Genomic DNA, 18,432 nt, shown 5'->3' with positions numbered 1-18,432 from the left:
GGCATCGTCGACCGGCCGGTCGACGGCATGGACCGGGTGTTGGAGGAGCTAGCTGGCTACGCAGACGAGAACGGGTACAGCCCGTCCTGGCGGCGGCAGGTGCGGGAGATGATCCGCCTGACTCTGGCGGTCCGGGACGCGGATGGGCAAACGCTCGTCGCGCCGCAAGTGATCGACGACCTACCTGCCTACGGCGTGCAGGTGAGCGAAGTACTGCGGCGTGCGAATCTGCTCGGACGCCGCACCGGCAACCCGGTACACCGCGAGGCGGGCTCTGGGCGGCACTGGCTGCCGAAGCGGCCGGGATCCTGCCCGGACTGTGGGGCCTGGAGTGTCGGACGGTGCCAGGGCTGCCAGCAGTGGAGGTTGAACCGCGAGGGCAAGGACCCGGTGGGCGACTGCACGCGCTGCCACCGCACAGGCCTGCCACTGATGGGCACGCTCTGCCGGGGTTGCAGCGTCCATCTCGCTGCCCTCGGCCCGTCGGCCGCCGACGAGCCGTTCACGCAACTGTGGTTCGGCGGGCAGCTGGCCGAAGCCTTGCGGATTCTCGACGGTCGCCTGGGCTACCGGCCGACCGGACGGCGGGGCCGGGATCTGGCAGTACGCTTGCCCGCCGAGCGGGAGCTGTCGCCGCACCTGGTCGACCCTGCCCAGCTCATCCTGTTCGATATGGCTCGCGACTGGACGGAGATCGCCGCCAGCCGGGTGGACGAATTGCCCCTGCTGACGGACGACGCGCAGGTGCTGGTGAACGAGTTCGACGAGCTGATGATCGATCAACAGTGGGAATGGCGAAGGCGCAAGGACGCGGTCCGCTGCCTGCAGAAGCTGTTCGGCTGGCTGGGATCGGACGCCAGGCTCCTGGAGCGGGACGTCCGAGCGCTGAGTGCAGCCAGCCTGAGTATCAGCGCGAAGCGGACCGTCCAGCTGCTGGAGCGGCGGGGACTCGTCGCGGATCCCGCCAGGCGGGCCGACAGCGACGAACTCGCCGTCGAAAGACTGCTGAGAGCACTGCCGCAGGGGATTGGCGACGAGCTGCGGGTCTGGGCGGCGGCCGCGCGCGGACAGGGCCGTTGGCGACACGAGGGACTGTCCTTTCGCACCATCCGCGCCCACCTGCACAAGGCCCGGCCGGTCCTGGAGGAGTGGGCCACAACGCTGGGCAGCCTCCGGGAGGTTGAGAGCGAACACGTCCGCGCTGCACTGCGGATACGCCCCGGCATCATGCAGGGACAACATCTGGCGGGGGCCCTGCGGAGCATCTTCCGCGGGCTACAACACGAGCGCGTGATCTTCCAGAACCCGATGCGCGGCCTCGTCTTCAGCAAAGTTGTCCGGCTGCCGGCGTCACTGTCCTCTGACCGGCTGCAAGGCCTCGTGGAGGCGGCGGCGACCCCACTGGACAAAGTGATCATCGCGTTGGTCGCGATCCACGCGCTGTCCGGCCACGACATCCGCCACCTCAAGGAGTCCAGCCTCGATCTCTCCCGGGGCCGCCTGCAGGTCTGCCGCACCGCCCCGCACACGGTATTCCTCGACGAAACCACCCACCACCTACTCGAACAGTGGATCCGATAGCGCCACCGACGCTGGCCTGGCTCACGCAACCCGCACCTGTTGGTCAGCCAAGGCACCGCCATGGACCTCGACCGGCCGCCGATCCACAACACCCGGGCCGTCGAGATCTTCGTGGAGCTCGGGCTGACCCTCCAACAGGTCCGGCAGGACCGCATCCTCGACGAAGCCCGCGAAACAGCCGACCCGGTTCACCTCATGCGCCTCTTCGGGATCAGCGACACCACTGCGATGAAGTACATCCACTCAGCTCATCCGCATCGCACCACGAAGCTCCCGCGATAGCTGACCTGCGGAGATGCCTCTAGGAGGCCGCTTCTGGCCACATCGATGGGACCACCGTGGTGATCTGGGGCGGCGCCATACGTCTCCATGAGTGAGGCCCCCAGTCCCGGGGCCTGCCGCAGGCCGCTGCCGCCAGCAGCGGCCCTGCGGCAGCCGCTCGACGAAAGGAGTCCGATGCGTTCGGCACGCACCGGAAACTCCCCTGACGACCACCCCTTGCCGCTGACGCAGGATGCGCTTCCGCACCCTCGCCAAGGCACGGACCCGCTCCCGCCGACGTCAGACGGCAATCATCCAAGCTCTCGGGGCGAGAGAATCTTCCGCAGTGGCCGGGAGATTCTCGGCCCCGAGGGCCTTGATGGTGAGGAATCCGGCAAGGAAATCCTCAAGGAGTGGGCTAGCCAAGAGAAAAAGCACGGGAGGTTGCATCAACGCGCATACCGCTTTACGGGCAGTCTTTACGATGCTCAAGACCTTGTTCAAGAGCTCTTCCTTGGCCTGTGGGGCAAGCGGGAAACGCTCGGAGAGATCGACAATCCAAGCGGATATCTCTTCAGGGCGCTGACCAATCGATTTATTGACTCTCGCAGAAGGGCGAAGGTTCGCCCCGTAGAAGCTGATCTCGATCTGCTTCTCGGATTCGAGCCGACTTCTGAAGACTCAAATCCGAAGCTTGACCTGCTTGAGAGTGGCGTCATCAAGGCGCTGCTCGGGCTGACCGATAAGCAGCGCGCAATGGTCGTGCTTGTTGATATCGAAGGCTATCTTCGAGCCGAAGCCGCCCGCGAGCTAAGGGTCTCTTATAGCTCCGCTTGCAGGCATTACGAAATTGCCCACGAGAAGCTCCGCGAGATTGTGGAGCTCCCCGAAGGGATGGTTAAGGAGGGCCAGCATGAGCTTGAATAGCCGACGCCATGGCCTGGAGGGGTATGCAGACGCTGATCCCTCTACCCTCAATGCAATTCGCCATCACATTTGGCTGGCCGCACCTGTCGGTCGCAGTCAAAAGGGTGGCTACATCAAGAAGTCACGGGAGGTGTCCGGCCGCAACCCAGCGGCCGGGCCCGGCCCGACCTCTGACGGAAAGGTGCCCGGCCGCAACCCAGCGGCCGGGCCCGGCCCGACCAAGGGCAAATCCGCCGATCACCTGTGGGAGATCGCACCGTACGCTCAAGGGACTGTTGAGCGTGAGATTGAAGAGCGACTGCTGCAGCTCAGTGACGCCTGCGCAGTCGGAAAAGAAGAAATCGCTCGACTTCTCCAAAGGCTTGCCGAGCTGGTGGAGATTCGTGAGGGCGATAATGCAGCTGTTCTATGGTGGAGATGCGCGGCGGCCCTCGGAGACGAGGATGCCCTCGACTACATCAAGCATTTCCGCTTGTAGATCGCGAAGAACAGCCTGATGGGCTAATAGTGGTAGCCCGTCGGGTCTAGCTAAGTGGAGAAGTTATATTTCTGAGGAGGTGCAGCATTTCCGCATTATTTAACTCATGGATTGATGGCCCTGGGGATAGTAGGGGTATTGTTTCCCTGGCTTTGATGGCCATGCTGCATGCGGTGGTGTTGTTCCAGTGCGCATCGGGCGTGCCGCGCGTACAGGGGATGCGTGGCATGTCCCTGTCGGCGACTTCCGGCAAGAGGTCGTTAGGGTAACCCTATGAAGGCCCTCCCCGTTGAGGCGGGGAGGGCCTTTGTGGTTTGCGGTGGTGATTTCATCCCACCTGGCGCGTCTTAGTCGATGAGAGAGCAGATCAAGGCTCATTGCTGATCATCGGAAAGGACCGCAATCATGGCCCGCTCGAAGAAAACTGGTGTCCACGACTCGCGCATCGCTCTAGCCCTACTGGATGCGCTCGTCTTTCTTGGGATCCTCGGTACGGCGGTCACTCTGGCTCTCGCCGGCATCGGTACGGCCAAGTTCGTGGCGATCGGCACGTTCATCGCAGTGTGCTTCCGTGCGTGGCTGGGCCGCAAGCGCCAGGCTGTCCGTGAGGCAGCAGCGCTGCCCACTGCGAGCATCGAGTGGAAGGTCAATCCCACTGATCGCGTCCAGGTCGAAGGCCAGTGGACGCGGGCTAGGGCACCCGAATCAGCCGAGAGTGACACGACTCAAGGGGAGTGACCCTCAGAGCCCAACCCGAGTATCCGTCAGTCAATAAGCACCAGGTCACGCGTGGGTTCCAGCCGCAACTGGTCTGAGATCCTGCGAACCTGCGTCCTTCGTGCGCCAGTTGCTCGGACCGGCTGCCGCTGCGGAAGGATCACTGCCGACTGTGCTGGGTCCAGGCGCGGGCCGAAGCGGCACCGACGCAGGCCAGGGCGGAGCTCTTCCTCCCCCAGCTGCGGCACCACCAACTGTTCTTCTCCGGCATGACGGCGCTCTGGGACCGTCGGTGCCAGCCCCTGGCCGTCACGCATGAACGGCGGGGGCGGCCCCGCCGGCCCGACCCCGAGGCCGCCCGGCCGCCCGCAAGCGGCTGGTCCCAGGCAGCGTTGTTCGACACCCGCCGGGACCTCACCCGCACCGGACTCCGGCAGGACGTTCGGGCACAAGGACCGTGGCTGGCCTGGGCCCGGCACGTCGCACATCAGCTCGGCGAGGCCCGGGGCTGGCCCCGGGCGACCCGCCTTGCCGTCGACGACGCCCTGGTCCTGATCCTGGTCCACGACGCCGACGGGGAGACGGTCCGGTACTCGGAGATCTTTCCGGTCCTGCGGTCGCGCGGACTCAGCACCGTGCGCACCGCCGAGGTGCTCGACGCCATTGGCGTCCTCCTGGACGACCGTCCGTCAGCTTTCGAGCAGTGGTTGGAGCCCAAGCTCGACGGGCTCGCCGACGGCATCCGCCGGGACACCGCCCACTGGGCCCGAACCCTGCACAGCGGCGACCACGCTCCCAAGCCCGGGACACGACCACCGTCTGGGGCTACGTCAACCGGCTCCGGCCTGTGTTGTTGGAGTGGTCGAGCCGCTACGACCACCTGCGCGAAGTCACCCGGGACGACGTGCTCGCCCACCTCGAAACCGTCCACGGCTCACAGCGCAGATCCATGCTGATCGCACTGCGGTCGCTGTTCGGACGGGCGAAGAAGAGCGGCACCATCTTCGAGGACCCGACCAGCCGAATACGGGTCGGCCAGCAGGAGCTGGGGATCGTCCAGCCGCTGGCATCCGAGCAGGTCCAGAGTTCGGTCTCCGCAGCGACCAGGCCGGACGACAGGCTGATCCTGGCTCTCGCGGCCGTCCATGCCGCCCGCACGGGTGCGATATGCCGACTCCAGCTCGACGACCTCGACATCGGCAACCGACGCCTGACCGTTGACGGCCGCGTCTGTCCCCTGGACGCGCTGACGCTGCGGCTCGCCCTGGCCTGGTTGGAGTATCGGGCTCGTCGCTGGCCCGACACCGCCAACCCGCACCTACTGGTCAACAAGCAGACCGCTCTGGCGGCTGGCCCGATCAGCGGAAACTCCGCTGCGGCGGCACTGCGCGGCCAGGCCGCCACCCTCGAAAAGCTCCGCGTCGACCGTCAGCTCGAAGAGGCCCTCATCCACGGCCCCGACCCGCTCCACCTCGCCGAGGTCTTCGGCCTCGACGAGAAGACCGCCATCCGTTACGCGAACTCCGCCCGCCAGCTCCTGGAGCAGCCCGCCGAAACCGCTACCGTGGCTTCACCACGAACCCACGGACCCACCCCCGCAGAGCACACCGACAGACCCTCGGGTTCCCGCTGAAGACCCTTCAGTTTTCGTGAACTCACGGGGGGCTGGGGGTCCAGCCAAGGTGAGCCCAAAAGCCGCCACGGGATGACAGGGCCAGGACCCCGTTCATGCGTTCATTGCGGACTCCGACGACGGAGCCGAAGTGGACTATCGGGGTGGCCTTGTGCTCGGTGGTTTCGATCATGAGTCTCTCTCGTCGTCAGGTCAGCAGCGTCAGGAAGGCGTGGACTTCGCGGGTGGAGTGCCCGGCGTCGTAGGTGACGGTCCGGCCTTCGTGCGTGATCTCCAGGCCGTAGCCGTCATGGTCGTTGTCCGTGAAGACGCGCACGACCGCACCGCTGGACAGTTTGTGGGCTCCGACTGGGGACTTCATCGCGGGGGCTTGCCGAGGGCTTCGGCTACGGCGGTGGCGTCGGTCTGGGTCTCGAAGGTGTGCGGGGACTTGTGGTTGATGCCGGCGGCTTGGCTCGGTCTTCTTGCGCGGCATCAGGCACGACTCCCGCGTCGGTCGTGGCGGCTGCGGACGGCGGGGGCAGCGGGGGCGGTGTGGGCGCCGATGTTGGTCTCGGATGTGCGGACGTGGCTGTCTATCTTCACGAAGGCGATCCGGCGTTCGGAGACCAGCCGGCGGAACCGTTCCGTGGTGTCCAGGCGTTCGGCGACCTTGGTGATGGCGAGGTACTGCGCGGGCATGGACCTCCCTCTCTGCGCCGTCCCGTGGCGGGCCGGTGTGGGTATGGTGGATGGGTGATCGCCCCACTCGGGAGTGGGAGTTGGGCGGCGCGCGGCTGGCGGACCCCCGGGCGCTTGGGAGGTGCGCCGCCTCGCGGCGGGAATCTCAATTCCCTCCGGGGTGAGGTGAGACATCCCCAACACGGCCTGGTATGTCCGGGTTGGGCTGATGTAGGTTGGCCTGTCCGTCCGCCGGGCCAGTTCGGCGGGAAGGCCTGAGGGGGACCGTGGCACTGAGGATGTTCCGCGTGGACGGCGCAGAGGCAAGCGAGATCATCGGATCGACGGTGCAGCTGGAGCGCCATCTCCAGACGTACATCGAGCGCAACATGGAGACGCTGCTGGACGTCCGCTTCCTGGACACGGAGGTCTACACCGGTCCGCTGCACGCCGGCCGGATCGACTCCTTGGGCCTGGACGAGGACGGAAGCCCGGTGGTCATCGAGTACAAGCGGACCCGCGACGAGAACGTCATCAACCAGGCCCTCTTCTACCTGTCCTGGCTGCGCGACCACCCTGGCGACTTCGAGGCCTTGGTGGCACGCCGACTCGGCCCGGATGCTGTCGCGGAGGTGGACTGGACGAGCCCGCGGATCATCTGCATCGCCGCCGAGTTCAGCCGCTATGACGTGCACGCGGTGGGGGAGATGAACCGGCGCATCGACCTGGTCCGGTACCGGCGCTTCGGCGACGATCTGCTGACCCTGGACCTGCTGGCCTCGGTTGCGGGGGGAGCCACCCGCAACGACAGCGGCGGTCTGTCGAGCGCGCGCCCCACAGTCGAGCAGCGCCTGACGGCTGCCCCGGACGATGTCCGCGCGCTGTACAACGACCTCGATGGGCGGCTGCTTGCCCTCGGGGACGTACACAGCGTCCAGCTCAAGCACTATGTCTCCTACCGCCGAGGCGCCAACTTTGCCTCGGCAATGGTGCTTTCGCGCGACCGGGCGCTGCTCGTCTACCTGCACCTGGATCCGACAGGTGTCGACCTGGAAGTGGGCTTCACCCGGGATGTGACCGATGTCGGCCACCACGGGACCGGGAACCTGGAGGTGCGGATCGCCTCGTCCGCCGACCTGGACCGGGCGGAGCCCCTGCTGCGGGCCGCCTACGAGGCGGTGGCGTAGCCGCTACCTTCGGCAGGCTGCGCCGGCCAGTCCCATCAGCCCCGGCTGGCGCGGGGCAGCAGGGTGATCAGGCTGCGCTCACGTACGAGGTCGGCGTGGAACTCTGGTGCGTTCGGGCCGAGTTGTTCCATGGCGGCGTGGACGGCCTCCAGCGCTTCGTCCCGGCGGCCGAGCAGACGCAGTGCCGTTGCGGACCGGAACAGCATGACCGGGTCGTCGTCGGCGAGGGTCGGCCAGGCGGCGAGGCGCAGGATCTCCTCGGCCTGGTTCGTGAGCCCGTCGCCAAGCCAGAGCCCGTGGAGCAGGGCGTGGACGACCGCCGGGTTGTCGCCAGCCTCGTCCAGGCAATCCCGCATGGCGGTGAAGCCCTCAGGCTTGGACTGGCCCAGCAGGGCGAACGCCTGCAGCGCGCGAGTGTAGGGATCCCACTGCGATCGGTGGCTCTGCGAGATGTCGGCGAGCTGGTCGGTGATGGTGCGGCAGCGGAAGTCATAGCGCCACCCGGTGAGTTGGAGGTGGCGCAGGGCCTGGGCGTGGATGGGGTCTGGGCACGGGTGGCGCAGGTGGTCGGTGCCATCCAGGTGGGTGCCGGCGCTGTTGTGCCGGGAACGGGCTTGCCAGGCAAGGCCGTTGCAGAACTGCGCCGAGGTCTGCCAGTCGGCTCCGGCCCGGCTGAGCCAGGATGCGGCGGCGTGGGTCCACGGCTCGCCCTCGTCGATGAGCTTCCCGACCATGGCGCGGGCGACTTCGAGGGCCGCCGGGCGCAGTGCCTCGCGGGTCAGCGCGGTGGCGAACGCGCTGTCGATGCCTGGGATGTCGAGCAGGCCCCTGGTGACGAGCCGGCTCGCGGGACTGTCTGGGCCGGGGTTTTGTGCCAGCTGGGCGAGGCCCATGGCGAGTGCGGTGGACGGTGGGGCGGTCACGGAGTCCTGTCTGCGTCTCACCGGCGTCGGATCTTCGGCGGGTTGGGGGGTGGTGGGTGCGGGGGCGGGTGCTGGGTGCGCCGGTGCTGTGGTGGTGGAGCCGCGAGCGGCGCTGGTGCGGCTCGCGGCCAGGGGACGGTCGCGCGTCGGCGCCCTGGCGATGTCGAGATAGGGGAGGTGTTCGTCGGCGAGGCTGTGTTGGGGGCGCTCGACGGGGGTGAGGTCCAGCAACGCCCCGGTGACGGCGGCCAGTAGCGGTGAGGGAATGTGGGCGGACATCTCGATGTGCCAGCCCGCCCGGGGCCCGATGCCGAGCCTGCCGGCGGTGATGAACCAGTCGGAGCGCCGGAAGGCGTGGTGGGCGGCGGGCGCCCCCCGGTCGATGCGGGCGAGCCCGTGAACGGGCTCGATGTAGACGATGTCGTTGGGGTGGAACCGTCGCCATCCGGCGTCGATCAGTGGGTCGAGCGCCGTACTGGATGGTGGAAGTGCGCGGCCCGGGTCATCTGAGCCGGGGAGCTGGGCGACGGCGGTGTTCAGGGCAACGATGGCCTCGGGCGGGGTCTTCGCGTCGGCTGCTGCCCGCCATGCCAGGGGGCCTCCTGGGTCGTGATGCCCGGTGATGATCCAGGCCGGGCCGGTGGTGTCTGTTCGGGCTTCGACGCGAAGGAGAGCGGACGGGCTGGTGTACGTGGTTCGCAAGCGGCCGGTCTGAGCGGTCCACCCACGTTGAAGCAGTGGTGCGGTGGCCTGGTCACGGGGCCCGTCGGGTCCGGCCAGGTAGAGAGGGCTGACCAGGACACGGGGCGGGGACTGTGCGGACATCCGTGCGGGCCGGGCGGTGTGGGAGTGCGAGGCGGTCGGTGCGGCGCGGTGCTGGTGTGGCGCGCTGACCGGGGCGTCGGTGTAGAGGTCCAGGTACTGGCCGATGGCGGCTCGCAGCGGCTTGGGGGCGAGTTCTCCGAAGCGGTGCATCCGGTCGAGGTCGTGGAGGGTGTGGACGAAGCCGGGGCGGGGGACGGTGTCGTGGGCGTCGAAGTCGAAGCGGTTCGAGCCCAGTTCGGCGCCGGTTTCCCGCAGGACCGTCCGGACCCGGATCCCGTTGAAGGTGTCGTCCCGGATGCCTGCCTGGGCGAGCTCGGCGGTGACCAGCACGCCGCCTCGGCGTGCGACGAACTGGCGGCCGGTGGCGGCACCGTCGGCCAGCGGCGCGAGGGCGGTGAGAACGGTGGCGTGGGTGGGTTTCAGCGTTCCTCCTCTGGGGCGCAGGGCCGGGGCCGGCTCACCGGCGGCGAGGCGGAGGCGGCGGTGGCCCGGCACTGTCACCCGTTGTGGGAGCGGCCCGGTCGGCTGCTGGTGGAGGTGTTGAGGTGCGCGCGGCGCTGGCGTGCGCCGTGCTGTGCTCGCTGCTGCGGCGACGGCCGGGGGCCTTGCCGTCTGGCCCGGGGGCCGGGGCTGCGATGTGTCGGGCGGCCTGGGCGGCGGCGATGACGAGTTCGGTGGGGGTCCTGGAGCTGAACATCGCGTCCCACCGGGTGCTGCCGGTGCCGCCGGCCAAGGTCCACATTCGCGGGAGCGCTGGCGTCTCGAAGGGCCCGGCCTTGTCCGAGAAGAGGGCCGGGCCGGGGGCGGGGGCGTGGCTGAGGAGGCCGGGGTACGGCAGCGCGTCGTCGTTGGCGGTCCATCCGGCGAGCCGGAGCCGGGTGTGGGCCAGGAGCGCGTCGAGCGAGCCTTCGACCGGGTGCACGCGGGCGACCCGTGGGGTCGTGAAGCTGGGCTCGGAGCTGTGCAGCCACTCGTCGAGGTGGGCGGCGGCGTCCTGCCGGGCGACAGCGTGGGCGAGGCAGGTGGTGAACGCCGCGACCACCTCGACGGGCGTGCCCGGCCCGCCGTCGCCCGCACGGTCCACGGATCGTGGGTCTTCTCCTGGCCGGGCCGAGGCTCCGGCAGGTGCTGCACTACGATCCGCCGGCACCGACTGCGCACCGCCACGTTGCCGAGCTCGTCCTCCTCGGTCGTCCACGCGTCGCCCAGGAGCGGGGCCAGGGCGTCGTACGGCGTTGCCCCGGAGGCCAAAGTGTCTGCCTGGTCGTCCTGTTGGGCTGGACCCTGGTTGAGCGGGGCGACGGCCGCGCGGTGTGCGGCGGGGATGTCCTGCGGGCGGCGCTCGACGGGTGCCGGGTCGAGGACGGCCCGCAGGACCGCGGTGGCGACCGTGTCGGGCACCCGCGGCGAGAGGCCCACGCTCCAGCCCTGCCCGATATTGCCGTCCTCGGCTGCCTGGGTCGCCGGCCGTGATGGTCAGCACCGCAATGGCGGGGTCTGTCCATGCCGCTGAGTCGGCGTAGTCGTGCACGACGCTGACACCGAGCGGACCAGGCTCGGGGGACACCATGAAGTCCCCTCCTGCGGAGCCGAGTTCCTCCCAGCCAGCCTTATGGAGGGCGTTGAACACCGGGGCGACCATGTCCGGGCCGTAGAGGGCCGATGTCCCCTTGCGGGTCAGGGCGTCGTCGAGGTGGTCGGCGACGGCGACCACGATCTCCGCCGGGGTGGCGGCTGTGAAGGTCAGCGTCCATAGCGGCTGTCCCCAGCGGTCGGCGGCGCGGAGCTGCCAGCTGGTGGTGGTGTCCTCGGCCGCGAGGACCGCGAGCTGCAGGCGGCGGCATTCGGAGGTGAGAACGGTGTTGTGCGCGGTCGCGGTGAGCCAGCCGCGATCGGTGAGTGCAGCCGAGAGGCTCTGGGCTGGGCCGGGGCCCGCCAATCGGCGCGGAGCCACCGGGACCTGTTCGGCGTCGGCTGGGTGAGGGGTGGTGATGGGCTGCTCCTGCTCGTGGGTGGGTGTCAGCGGGATCGGGTCGCCGGGCCGGGCATCCCGGCGGTGGGGTGGACGGTGGACGGGGGGTTCGCCTGCGCGGTCGTGGTGCCGCGGTGGCGGGCAGCCTCGTGCCGTGCGTCCTGGCGCGTCGGCGCCTGTGGTGGGGAGGCGGCGCAGGTCCGGGTGTGGGCGTCGAGCAGCGTGGTCACTGCGGGGTCGATCCCCACGTTGGTGAACCCGGCGGCGAGGCGGTCGGCGGCGTCCTCGACCCGCAGCATCGCGTCCAAGGAGTGTGTGTCGGCGGGCAGTTCGTGGATGCCCAGTTCGGGGAGGTAGTGGAATCCGGCCTTCTCCAGCAGCCGTGCCGCCAGGGAGTCTTCGCGGGAGGCGCCGATGGCGACGACTGTCGGACGGTCAGGGAAGGTACCGAAGGTGATTGGTGGTGGTTCGCCGGAGGTCACCACAGTGGCGGTCTGCGGGGGCCTGGGCGCGGAGGAGCGGCGCGGGCTGGGTTCGTGCCCGGACCAGGAGCGGCCGAGGGTGGCGACGCGCGGACCGGTGTCCTTCAGCTTGCCAGCCAGGGCTTCGGTGTCGCGGGCCGTTTCGGCGAGCAGGTCGGCCAGCTCGTCGCCGGGCACGTGCCCGAGATCCTCGCACCAGGCGGAGGCGGCCCGGGCGACAGCGGTGAGGCCGCCGAGGACACCGTCCGCGCCGGCGAGCTGTTCGAGGAGGAAGGCTGCTTCCTCGTATCCGGTGCCGTTGCCGAACCGCTCGGCCATGGCCGTGAGTGCGGACACCGGGTCGGGCACGGGTGCCGGGACGTACCGGGCCGTCGCGGGCGGGCCGCCGAGGCCGGGATCGAGGTCGACGCCGTAGCCGCAGGCCGCCAACGCGTTGGCGGCCTGCGTTGCGGCCTGGTTCTGGGCCTGTTCGTCCAGGTGAAGGGGGAGCCTGCCCTCGTAACCGTACGACCTCAGCAGGTAGATCCGCTCGAATCCGGCGTGCTCCAGGGCGCTGATCGCGAACGGGTCCGCGGGGCCCTCGGCGACTGTGCTGGTGGACGGCGCTCTGCTGATGCGGTACGAGGTGGGTGTCGGCTTGCGGATGGTCCGGCCTTTCTGTCAGCGGGGCGGGCGAGCTGCCGAGGACGACGGCGGCGCTGATGGCGGGCCGCCCGGCCCGGGGGCTTCCGTGACGACGAGGCGGCCTGCGAGCGGGGAGCGGGCACTTGCGGCGGCGACCCGCTCGGTGGTGGTGGTCGCGGTTTTGCGGCCGTCCGGCGTCACGAGGGTGAACAGGGCCCGAGTGGCTGCGTCGGTGCCGGCCTGGTCGAGCAGACGGCGGACCTCCCGGTGGGCGTGTTCGCGCTCTGCCGGTACGACGTCTTCCCAGGCGAGCTGGCCCGGCTGGCCCGCAGTACTCGCGATGACCAACTCGTCCATGCTGTCGGCGAGTCCGGACGGCTCGTCGATCCAGCTGATCTGCGCCGCGCAGACCCGCGCTGCGGTGTCGCACAGGTCCTCGTTGGTGAACACGGAAGTCGTCAGGCCGAGTTGGGGAACCTCACGCCGGTTCTCACCGGCGCCGGACCGTGGAGACTGCGGGGGCAGTCCCACCAGTACCTCGGTACGGCCGGCGGCCTCGCGGACGAGGTCCGCGACGAGCGTGGCCGCGAGATTCTGGGCGCTTGCGCTCAGGTCCTTCCAGGTGATGCGCAGCTCGCTGTGGCTCGGCACGACGTGGTCCGCGATCCTCTCCCGCACGGTTAGCGCCTGCGCGCTGACCCACAGCAGGCTGTCCGAGATGACCTCCGCTGCGGCGGTGCGTACGTCGTCCTTGGTGTAGCGGCGCCGTGGTCCCGCGACAGCCGCCGCGCCCCGGTGTTTGTCGGCGAGGTCGTGGTGGGCGAGGAGGTGCCTGTTCATCCAGTCCCGGTCGCGCTGGACCGGAGTGGGGTCGGTGAGCGCACGGGCGAGGGCGTCGACCACGACGGTGGGGGCCGCGGTCGTCAACAGCGCCTGCCAGTACGGGGGGTGCCCTCCGGAGCCGCGCGGGCCGACTTCCACGTACAGGTGCGGGTGGCCCATCAGGTCGAAAGGGTCGCCCGGGGGATCGGTCCGGACCTGGACGCGGGCGAGGGCGTCGGGGGCCTCCAGGTCGAGGAGCCCGTCGCGCAGGACGCAGCGCCAGCCGGCGTCGCGAAGTATCCGGATCATGGTGCGTCGATCGGCCGGGGGCTGGAGGGCGGGGTGCGCCTCACCCGTCCAGTCGATTGCGGAACCGGTGAGGGCGAGCTCCTCGGTGACGGCCATGACGATCTCGGGTGGGGAGTCCTCGGAGAACCCGGCCTGCCACTGGGGCAGCCCGAGCGGCTCCTTGGCGGCGGCGATGTGCCACCAGGCGCCGGGGTCGAGCTGCCCGTCGGCCAGCCGGAAGCGGTGGTCGGGACTCCAGGAGAACTGCTGGTTCAGCTCCCGCGAGGTGCTCCGCTCCCACGCCCAGTGCTTGGCCAGCCGGTCGAAGACCCTGTTGGTGTGCTCGCTGCCGGCCAGGTACGCGGGTGAGATATCGGTCATCGCGACCGGCGCCCTGCGGGGCCGGCGCCAGGGGCTGGCGGCGCCGGTCGGAGCTGCGGAGGCGTCCAGCCGGTGAGGATGGCGGCGCGGCTGACCACTGCGGCGACCCGGTCGGTCAGGGGCAGGAGCCGGTTCAGGTCGTGGCTGAGCTGGGCAGCACCACTCGTTAGCACATTCCGAGCCTGGAGATTCGCCTTTTCCATCTGTGCCAGTGCGGCACCCGGGTTCCCGGGGGAGCGCCCGCCGCGACCGGCGAGCAAGGTGTAGGTACCCGAGACCAGGTACAGCGCTTGGTTGACGGAGCTGCGGGCCTTGGCCATCGCCTCGGCCTGGGGGTGGTGGCCGGTCTCGGTGAGTTGCCTCGCCCAGCGGGTGGTCTGGTGCATCAGCTGGCCGAGCTCAGCGACGTGCCAGGCGGGCACGGTGAGATCGGGCGAGCCCTGCCACTCGTGCAGGTCAACGATGAGGTGGTCGTGCTGGGATTCGAGCTGGTCGCGGGTCAGCCACAGCGGGATGTTCTCCGGGTCGGCGGGCAGGTCCAGCCCTGCCGTCCGCAGGTCGCGGAAGGTGGCGAGTTCGGGGTCGTCGAAAAGCATGTTCTCCACAGAGAGTTGATAGTCCGGCGGGCTGTGGGCTCGGGCTTGGTCAGCGGCGGTGTGTGGCGGTGTCCGTGCTGCTGGTGGTCCAGGCCAGGGTCGCGGCCGGTGTCGGTGGCGCCGCGCTCACGATGGGGGGTGTGGAGCGGGCCTTTGCGGCCAGCGCGCGGTGCACGTCCAGGGGACTCGGTGCCGGCGGTGTGACCGGTGTGATGGTGGCAGTCCGGCGGGTGTAGAGGTCGAGTGCGTCGCGGTAGCGCAAGACCGGCTCGGGGCTGAGCATCGCGGTGGAGGCAGCAGCGAGGATGCGGGCCGGAGTTCCTCTGCTGAATCGCCCGTACCATCCGGCGGAGTGGACGGTTCCGATCATGAAGCGGCCGTCCTGGCCGGCCTGCTCCGCGTCCTGCGAATCGATCGGCCGCTGCCGGCAGTTGATGCTGGCGTGGCCGTCCGGTGAGAGAAACTCCAGTTGCCCCCAGCCGGGGTTGCGAGCGGTCCAGCCGGCCGCGGCGTAGGGCCCGACCCACTCCAGGGCATCGCAGGTGCGCTCGGCCAACCATGTCTCGTCGTCCGGGCTGTACATCCGGACGAGTTCAGTAGTGACGGCGGCGACGATCTCGATCGGGGTGTCGGCCGAGAAGTTGCCGACCCAGCGCGGTGGTGCGAAGGCATCGGGTGCGACTGCGATCTTCCAAAGGGTGTCCCAGTCCTGCTCCGGGATGAAGCCGACCCTGATGCGGCCGTCCGAAGTGGCGACGAAGAAGTTGCCCCGTTCGTCATGGTGCCTCACGGCGCCCGGCAGGTCCACGAGAGGCTGCAGCGCGGGGTCGCCGGTGAACGGGCCGCCCGCCAGGTAGACCGGGTGGACGCGGACATCGCCGTCGAGTTCGTCGGCCCAGGCCGGTGTCATAGAAGTCAGGAGAGCCTCCGTACAGGTCGGGGTGCCACCGGCGGTGAAGGTGACCGGGGGACCGGTGGGGCTGGAGAGAGACAGACGGGCAAGGTGTGGCGGCTGGCGGCCTGCACACGCGCTGGCTGTGCCGCGGGCCTGGCCTCGACCAGACCGCGGTAGACGACCGGGATCTCGGCTCGTCGCCGCAGCTCGGCCTGCGGGTCGGTGAGGTGGTCGAGAGCCGCGGTGATCAGCCGGGTGGGGGCGTGCTCGGAGAAGTGGGCCTTCCAGCCACCGTCCGCAGCCTCCGCAGGCCCCCTGCCCCAGAGCGTGACGCCGGCGGAGCTGTCCGGGCCGGCGGGATCGGCGGCGTACGCCCCGCGATCCCAGCGGGTCAGCCCGGCTGTGCCGTCACACGCCTGGAACGCCATGGCGTCTGGGCTGCTGACGTCCTGCCAGTCGCTCTCGCCCAGGTGCCGCAGCAGCGCGGCTCGGGTGTCCACTCGACCCCAGAGCGCCTCCTCGCGCGCGAACTCGCTGCTGTACGCCAGGACGTAGGAGAACGTCTCGGCGACCGAGAGGGGAATCTCGTACGGGGTGGCCAGGTCGAACGTCGCGTTCCAGGCGCGCTCGCCGACCGGGCTCTCGTACCCGGCGACGGTCCAACGCACGTCTCGGTGTCCGGGTTCGTAGGCGAGTTGGATGCGGCTGGTGAGGCAGTTGCTGATCGCGACGCTGGTGTCTCCGCCGTCGCAGGAGTAGCGGGCCCAGCCCTGGTGTTCGGCGAGGAAGTCGCCGAAGGCGGTGTTTGCGGTGTCCAGGTCGCCGGGGCCGGCGAGGTAGCCGGGGATGACCAGGACCTGCTCGTCCGAGGGAAGTTGGGCGGCGTCGCCCCGGTCACCGGTCACGGGCAGCCTCCGGTCGGGGCCGTGCCACCGGGTGGGTGCTCAGGAAGGAGCGGTTGGCCATGGGGATCTGCGAGGCCCGGCGGGTGTAGCAGCCGGGGTCGGTGACGGTGCGAAGCACGGCGAGGATCACGCTGGTCGGCACGGTCCGGCTGAACTGGGCCGTCCACCATTCGTCTTCCCGGCCGGGCGTGCCGGCGCGCAGGACGTACTCGATGTCCCCCGGGACGGGGTCGTTCCTGCTGTCGCGCAGCTGGAGGGCGGCGGTGCCGTCGGGCGCGGTGAAGGTGGCGGTGCAGCCCTGGGCAGAGCACGGCGTCCAGTTGGCGTCGCTAGCCTCCGCGCGCAGGGCCTCGGCCGTGGCGGCGTGGGCGGCGTGGCTCCACAGCTGCCGCTCGCGCTCAGCATCGGTGGGCTGCGCCAGGCCGTGGGCCAGGCGGCGGGCCGCGGCCATCACCACCTCAGCCGGGGTGCGAGCGTCGAAGGTGACCGACCAGAGACCGGCGGCGAAGTCAGTGCCGCCGAGGAAGCGCCAGCGATCCCAGTCGGCGTCCGCGGCGAGGTTGAGTTCGATGCGCGCGTCGGCGCTGTCGTGGAGGAGGACGAGGCCCTCTTCCGGGCACGGGAACCAGTCTTCGCGCCCTTCGGCGAACGTGCCGAAGGCGTCGAGCTGAGTGTGCTGGTTGCCCGGGCCGGCGAGGTACCCGGGGTGGACGGTCATCGGCATGTCGTGGGTGGCCGGGGCGGTGGGCGTCTGCATGTGCGGGCTCCGCTGGAAGTGGAGGCGGCCCCGGATTTGGCCGGGGCCGCCGGGAGTTGGGCGTGGTCACGGGGAACCCGGTGGTGAGCCCGGTCCCGTGAGGCCGTCCTGCTGGAGGGCCTCACGGGCGAGGGCTCGGACGGTGCGGTGTCAGGGCAGCCGGGTAGCCGGGCGCCGGGCTGGTGACGGGCGGTGCCGGTTAGTCGTCGGTTGCGGCGACGCCGTCGTGGGCGTCGTCGGCCAGGTCCTGGAGGTAGGCGCAGGTCCGCTCCGCGGTGAGCTGGTGGCAGGCGGCTTTGATGAGGTGGGCGGGCGTTGACTGGTCGAACCAGGCTCGCCAGCGCGTGCCGTTAGCGTCCCGGCCGCTGAGGCGCCACTGGGCGTGGTGCGGGCTGCCGGTGAGCTGCAGGTCGAAGGGCGCAGGGCAGCCGCACCATGTGGCGGTGGCACCGGGGCAGGCACTGTCGTCGAGGAGGCCGTCGGGATCAGTGAGGGCCGGTCCCCGCAGTGCCCGCTGCTGGTCGTAGCGGTCGCTTCCGGCGAGGTCGGTGGCGGCGGCGAACAGCAGGGAGCCGATTACCTCGACCGGGACGCTGTCCTCGAACTGGGCCCGCCACTGGATCTCGCCGGTCGGCGTGGCGTAGGCGGCGACAGTCGCTTGCGGTTCCCAGCCGCTGTTCGCCGGGAAGTGCAGCCGGACGCGCTGGCAGGCGCTGACGAACGCCTCGCCGCCCTCGGGCAGTTGGTGCAGGCTCCACCCTTCGAAGCAGTCGGCCTCGTTGGGGAGGTCGTGCTCGGGGCGGGGGATGGTGGGGCAGTCGCTGGGCAGGAAGGCTCCTTGATCGGGGCGGGAACTGGGGTGCTGTTCTTGGGCTACGACGGGGCGGCTTCCGCCGCGGTGAGCTTGGCCTCCGCGAGGCGCTGCTGGGCGATGTCGTAGTAGTGCTGTGTCATCTCGATCCCCAGGAAGGACCGGCCTTCGAGGAGCGCGGCGACCCCGGTGGAGCCGGAGCCGGCGGTGAAGTCGAGGACTGTGCCGCCGGGCGGGCAGATCTGCACCAGGTCACGCATCACGCCGATCGGCTTCTGTGTGATGTGCTGGCGCTTGCTGCCTGAGGGCTGGCTGCCCTCCAGAAGGCCCTTGAGGTAGACGGGGTGGCGGTCGGCGTCCATCGCGCCCCGGCTGCCCCAGACCACGAACTCCGCGTTCTGGGTGAAACGCCCGCGCTGTGGGCGGGCCGCGGGCTTGTGCCAGGGCACGATGCCGCGCCAGGTCCAGCCGCCGGCCTGCAGCGCGTCCGTGGTGGTCGGCAACTGCCTCCAGTCGCTGAAGATGCAGGCGGTGCCGCCGTCGATGGTCAGCCGGAAAGCCTCCGTGAGCAGCTGCGAGAGCCAGAAGCCGTAGCTCCTTTGGTCTTTGTTCTCGCCGGGGAAGTCCGGGAGCTGCTTCTTCGAGCCTGCGGTCGTGTACTTCTCCTTGGCGCTGCGGCCGACGCGCTCCTGGGTCGTGCGCCCGCC

The 18,432-nt window shown here is 69.9% G+C and carries 20 protein-coding genes and 1 pseudogene; 7 read left to right on the top strand and 14 right to left on the bottom strand.

The genetic code is table 11. From position 1 onward, the window contains the following. The 5 genes from ASC99_RS07930 to ASC99_RS07920 all read left to right on the top strand — a co-directional run. The coding region (locus tag ASC99_RS07930) for a hypothetical protein (protein WP_162257863.1) at window positions 1-1,581 on the top strand (1,581 nt) is incomplete at its 5' end. Between the two features lie 60 nt (window positions 1,582-1,641). Then, complete coding sequence (locus ASC99_RS07925) at window positions 1,642-1,863, top strand: hypothetical protein (RefSeq protein WP_057229816.1); 222 nt, start codon at window positions 1,642-1,644, stop codon at window positions 1,861-1,863. A 174-nt stretch (window positions 1,864-2,037) separates the two neighbouring features. Further along, window positions 2,038-2,769 (top strand): RNA polymerase sigma factor, encoded by a 732-nt coding sequence (locus tag ASC99_RS37010; RefSeq protein ID WP_162257862.1) that lies wholly within the window; start codon window positions 2,038-2,040, stop codon window positions 2,767-2,769. Then, window positions 2,756-3,247, top strand: a complete 492-nt coding sequence (locus ASC99_RS38350) for a hypothetical protein (RefSeq protein ID WP_157531428.1) — start codon at window positions 2,756-2,758, stop codon at window positions 3,245-3,247. Before ASC99_RS37010 ends, ASC99_RS38350 begins: the two co-directional genes overlap by 14 nt. Window positions 3,248-3,652: 405 nt before the next feature. Continuing rightward, window positions 3,653-3,985, top strand: coding sequence for a hypothetical protein (locus ASC99_RS07920; RefSeq protein ID WP_057229814.1), 333 nt, complete (start codon window positions 3,653-3,655; stop codon window positions 3,983-3,985). A 466-nt stretch (window positions 3,986-4,451) separates the two neighbouring features. On the opposite strand, the gene ASC99_RS38345 is transcribed toward ASC99_RS07920, so the two are convergent. Continuing rightward, entirely contained in the window at window positions 4,452-4,628 is a 177-nt protein-coding gene (locus ASC99_RS38345; protein ID WP_157531427.1) for a hypothetical protein, read from the bottom strand. Between the two features lie 189 nt (window positions 4,629-4,817). Between ASC99_RS38345 and ASC99_RS07915 the strand changes: the two genes are divergently transcribed. Continuing rightward, window positions 4,818-5,597, top strand: a complete 780-nt coding sequence (locus ASC99_RS07915) for a site-specific integrase (protein ID WP_057229812.1) — start codon at window positions 4,818-4,820, stop codon at window positions 5,595-5,597. Between the two features lie 187 nt (window positions 5,598-5,784). Here ASC99_RS07915 and ASC99_RS41665 read toward each other — a convergent pair whose 3' ends face one another. Together ASC99_RS41665 and ASC99_RS07910 are read right to left on the bottom strand one after the other, a co-directional pair. After that, on the bottom strand, window positions 5,785-5,913 hold the full coding sequence (locus ASC99_RS41665; RefSeq protein ID WP_255359223.1) for a hypothetical protein: 129 nt from the start codon (window positions 5,911-5,913) through the stop codon (window positions 5,785-5,787). Between the two features lie 158 nt (window positions 5,914-6,071). Continuing rightward, on the bottom strand, window positions 6,072-6,278 hold the full coding sequence (locus ASC99_RS07910) for a hypothetical protein (RefSeq protein WP_057229810.1): 207 nt from the start codon (window positions 6,276-6,278) through the stop codon (window positions 6,072-6,074). Window positions 6,279-6,556: 278 nt separating this feature from the next. Between ASC99_RS07910 and ASC99_RS07905 the strand changes: the two genes are divergently transcribed. Continuing rightward, window positions 6,557-7,444, top strand: a complete 888-nt coding sequence (locus ASC99_RS07905) for a DUF5655 domain-containing protein (RefSeq protein ID WP_057229809.1) — start codon at window positions 6,557-6,559, stop codon at window positions 7,442-7,444. Window positions 7,445-7,479: 35 nt separating this feature from the next. Here ASC99_RS07905 and ASC99_RS37005 read toward each other — a convergent pair whose 3' ends face one another. The 11 genes and pseudogenes from ASC99_RS37005 to ASC99_RS07855 all read right to left on the bottom strand — a co-directional run. Continuing rightward, on the bottom strand, window positions 7,480-9,687 hold the full coding sequence (locus tag ASC99_RS37005; protein ID WP_057229806.1) for a DUF317 domain-containing protein: 2,208 nt from the start codon (window positions 9,685-9,687) through the stop codon (window positions 7,480-7,482). After that, window positions 9,650-10,276 (bottom strand): hypothetical protein, encoded by a 627-nt coding sequence (locus ASC99_RS40170; RefSeq protein ID WP_057229805.1) that lies wholly within the window; start codon window positions 10,274-10,276, stop codon window positions 9,650-9,652. Before ASC99_RS40170 ends, ASC99_RS37005 begins: the two co-directional genes overlap by 38 nt. A 618-nt stretch (window positions 10,277-10,894) precedes the next feature. Then, a pseudogene (locus tag ASC99_RS42060) lies at window positions 10,895-11,146 on the bottom strand (DUF317 domain-containing protein); the annotation flags it as partial. A 65-nt stretch (window positions 11,147-11,211) separates the two neighbouring features. After that, the gene (locus ASC99_RS39340; protein WP_057229801.1) at window positions 11,212-12,075 is read right to left on the bottom strand and encodes a hypothetical protein; all 864 of its coding nucleotides are present in this window, start codon (window positions 12,073-12,075) and stop codon (window positions 11,212-11,214) included. A gap of 231 nt (window positions 12,076-12,306) precedes the next feature. Next, window positions 12,307-13,761 carry a DUF317 domain-containing protein gene (locus ASC99_RS07880; protein ID WP_057229800.1) on the bottom strand — a complete coding sequence of 485 codons (1,455 nt, stop codon included), beginning with the start codon at window positions 13,759-13,761 and terminating at the stop codon, window positions 12,307-12,309. Next, a complete protein-coding gene (locus ASC99_RS07875; RefSeq protein WP_057241258.1) occupies window positions 13,758-14,366 on the bottom strand; it encodes a hypothetical protein in 609 nt (202 codons plus the stop codon). The genes ASC99_RS07880 and ASC99_RS07875 overlap by 4 nt, the downstream gene beginning before the upstream one ends. A gap of 40 nt (window positions 14,367-14,406) precedes the next feature. Further along, window positions 14,407-15,267 (bottom strand): DUF317 domain-containing protein, encoded by an 861-nt coding sequence (locus tag ASC99_RS07870; protein WP_057229796.1) that lies wholly within the window; start codon window positions 15,265-15,267, stop codon window positions 14,407-14,409. Window positions 15,268-15,272: 5 nt separating this feature from the next. Then, the gene (locus ASC99_RS07865) at window positions 15,273-16,157 is read right to left on the bottom strand and encodes a DUF317 domain-containing protein (protein WP_057229795.1); all 885 of its coding nucleotides are present in this window, start codon (window positions 16,155-16,157) and stop codon (window positions 15,273-15,275) included. Then, a complete protein-coding gene (locus tag ASC99_RS07860) occupies window positions 16,147-16,914 on the bottom strand; it encodes a DUF317 domain-containing protein (protein ID WP_057229793.1) in 768 nt (255 codons plus the stop codon). Before ASC99_RS07860 ends, ASC99_RS07865 begins: the two co-directional genes overlap by 11 nt. 199 nt (window positions 16,915-17,113) lie before the next feature. After that, complete coding sequence (locus tag ASC99_RS42055; RefSeq protein WP_369825081.1) at window positions 17,114-17,323, bottom strand: DUF317 domain-containing protein; 210 nt, start codon at window positions 17,321-17,323, stop codon at window positions 17,114-17,116. 464 nt (window positions 17,324-17,787) lie between these two features. Then, window positions 17,788-18,432 (bottom strand): site-specific DNA-methyltransferase (locus tag ASC99_RS07855; protein WP_235583012.1); only part of this gene is annotated, 645 nt, incomplete at its 5' end.

Source organism: Kitasatospora sp. Root107 (assembly GCF_001424875.1).
GTDB lineage: Bacteria > Actinomycetota > Actinomycetes > Streptomycetales > Streptomycetaceae > Kitasatospora.
The sequence above is the reverse complement of the archived record's forward strand: the minus strand, read 5'-3'. Positions and strand labels throughout refer to the sequence as shown.